At 68.0% G+C, this 2,298-nt stretch carries 3 protein-coding genes; 1 reads left to right on the top strand and 2 read right to left on the bottom strand.

Going from position 1 to position 2,298, the window contains the following annotated elements; translation table 11 throughout:
• Window positions 1-128: 128 nt before the first annotated feature.
• Together ACRDPS_RS13250 and ACRDPS_RS13245 are read right to left on the bottom strand one after the other, a co-directional pair.
• Window positions 129-1,322: an NAD(P)-dependent malic enzyme gene (locus ACRDPS_RS13250; protein WP_431502110.1), complete on the bottom strand. Its 1,194-nt coding sequence runs from the start codon at window positions 1,320-1,322 to the stop codon at window positions 129-131.
• Window positions 1,323-1,520: 198 nt separating this feature from the next.
• Window positions 1,521-1,913 (bottom strand): S24 family peptidase, encoded by a 393-nt coding sequence (locus tag ACRDPS_RS13245; protein WP_431502109.1) that lies wholly within the window; start codon window positions 1,911-1,913, stop codon window positions 1,521-1,523.
• A gap of 53 nt (window positions 1,914-1,966) precedes the next feature.
• On the opposite strand from ACRDPS_RS13245, the gene sodN reads away from it, so the two are divergent.
• On the top strand, window positions 1,967-2,298 hold a 332-nt coding region (gene sodN, locus ACRDPS_RS13240), incomplete at its 3' end, for a superoxide dismutase, Ni (protein WP_431502108.1).

Below are 2,298 nucleotides of genomic sequence, written 5' to 3'. Positions count from 1 at the left end.
CGTCAGAACGAGCCGACTCGACGTCCGTACGTGTCAGAAGGAGCCGACTCGACGTCCGTACGTGTCAGAACGAGCCGACTCGACGTCCGTACGTGTCAGAAGGAGCCGACTCGGCATCCCTGGGTGGGTCAGGCGCGGGCTACGCCGTCGGCCCGGGCTGCGTCGGCGACGGCAGCTGCGACGGCGGGGCCGACGCGAGGGTCGAAGGGCTCGGGGATGATCTTGACCTCGGAGAGATCGTCCTCGACCAGGCTCGCCAGGGCCTGGGCGGCGGCGAGCTTCATCCCCTCGGTGATCGAGGAGGCGTGGACGTCGAACGCACCCCGGAAGATCCCGGGGAAGGCGAGGACGTTGTTGATCTGGTTGGGGAAGTCCGAGCGGCCGGTGGCGACGATGCTGGCGTGCTTGTGCGCGAGATCGGGGTGGATCTCCGGGTTCGGGTTGGCCATCGCGAAGATGATCGCCTTCTCGGCCATGCTCGCGACGAGCTCCTCGGGGACGGTGCCGCCGGAGACCCCGACGTAGACATCCGCACCGGTCAGCGCGTCGGCCAGCGAGCCGGAGCGGCCGGTGACGTCGGCCGTCACCGCGGCGATCGCCTTCTTCGACTCGGTCAGGTCCGATCGCGTCGAGGAGATGACACCCTTCCGGTCGAGCAGGACGAGGTCCTCGATACCGAACTCGAGCAGGATCTTGGCGACCGCGACGCCGGCGGCGCCGGCACCCGAGATGACCACGCGGGTCGACTCCGGTTTGCGGCCGGTCAGCTTGAGCGCGTTCATCAGGGCGGCCAGCGTGACCACCGCGGTGCCGTGCTGGTCGTCGTGGAAGACCGGGATGTCGAGCGCCTCCTTGAGACGGTCCTCGATCTCGAAGCAGCGCGGCGCGGAGATGTCCTCGAGATTGATGCCACCGAAGCTCGGCGCCATCCGGATGACCGTCTCGACGATCTCGTCGACGTCCGTGGTGTCCAGGCAGATCGGGATCGAGTCGACCCCACCGAACTCCTTGAACAGCACGGCCTTGCCCTCCATCACCGGCATCGCGGCGGCCGGGCCGATGTCGCCCAGGCCGAGCACGGCGGTGCCGTCGGTCACGACGGCGACGGTGTTGGGCACCCAGGTGTAGGTGTTTGCCAGCTCGGGCCGCTCGGCGATCGCGGTGCAGACCCGCGCGACGCCGGGGGTATAGGCCATCGACAGCGATGCCTTGTCAGCGACCGATGCGGTCGCCGCGATCGCCATCTTCCCGCCACGGTGGAGCTCGAACACCGGGTCGCCGTCGTACGTGGTCGGCTCGGTGGGCAGGGTGGACTCGGTCATTGGGGGCCTCCAGAAACTTCGGACTCAGGACGTCGGGCGTTCGAACGCGAGCCGAGGGTGGTGCCGCGCAAGGCGCCATCTACAGGGATGTGATGCCCGGATGGCAGTTTCCCATAGGTTAGCGGAGGTGGCGGTTGATGTTTCCTACAAGGTGACGAAGCCCTCATCTGGAGCCCTCGACCAGTGTCGCGGAGAGTCTCATCCAGAGGCGTGCCGCAGTACGCCGGGGCGTGGCCACAGCCGAGCCACGACGACGCCGATGATGTCGATGTCCGGGACCGGCCCCCGATGACGGGAGTCGGTCACCCCTGGTGCGTCCGCGTTGTCCGAGAGCAGCCACCATCCCGGGCGGCCGGATGCGGTCGTACGCCGCTCCGTCGCCCGCTTCACCACGACCGCCCCGTCGGCCAGCCGCGCGACGACCATGCATCCGAGCACCGGCGTACGTCCATAGGAGACCCACAACCGGTCACCTGCGCGAAGCGACGGCTCCATGGAGACGCCCACGACGGTCGCCATCCCCCACCGCGGGCCGGTTGGCGGAGGCGTGGCGTCCGAGTGATGGGGTGCCGTCGGCCGGATCTCGTCCATGCGGAGTAGTGTCGCAATCCGTAGGACACATGAACACTCTCGAGAGGACCCGCATGTTCGCGCGACTTTTCGCTTCCACCATTGAGGTCTCTGCCCACTGCGACCTGCCCTGCGGCGTCTACGACCCCGCCCAGGCACGCATCGAGGCCGAGTCCGTCAAGGCCGTTATCGCCAAGGCTCTGGACAGCGACGACCCCGACTTCCGCACCCGCGCGGTGATCATCAAGGAGCAGCGCTCCGAGCTGGTCAAGCACCACCTGTGGGTGCTGTGGACCGACTACTTCAAGCCCCCGCACTTCGAGAAGTACCCCCAGCTCCACACCCTCGTCAACGAGGCCACCAAGCTCGCCGGCGCCTCCGGCACCAAGGGCACCCTCGACGTCGA

The organism is Nocardioides sp., assembly GCF_050699375.1.
Classification (GTDB): Bacteria; Actinomycetota; Actinomycetes; order Propionibacteriales; family Nocardioidaceae; genus Nocardioides.
Note: the sequence above shows the minus strand (reverse complement) of the source record. Positions and strands in the feature narration are given on the sequence as shown.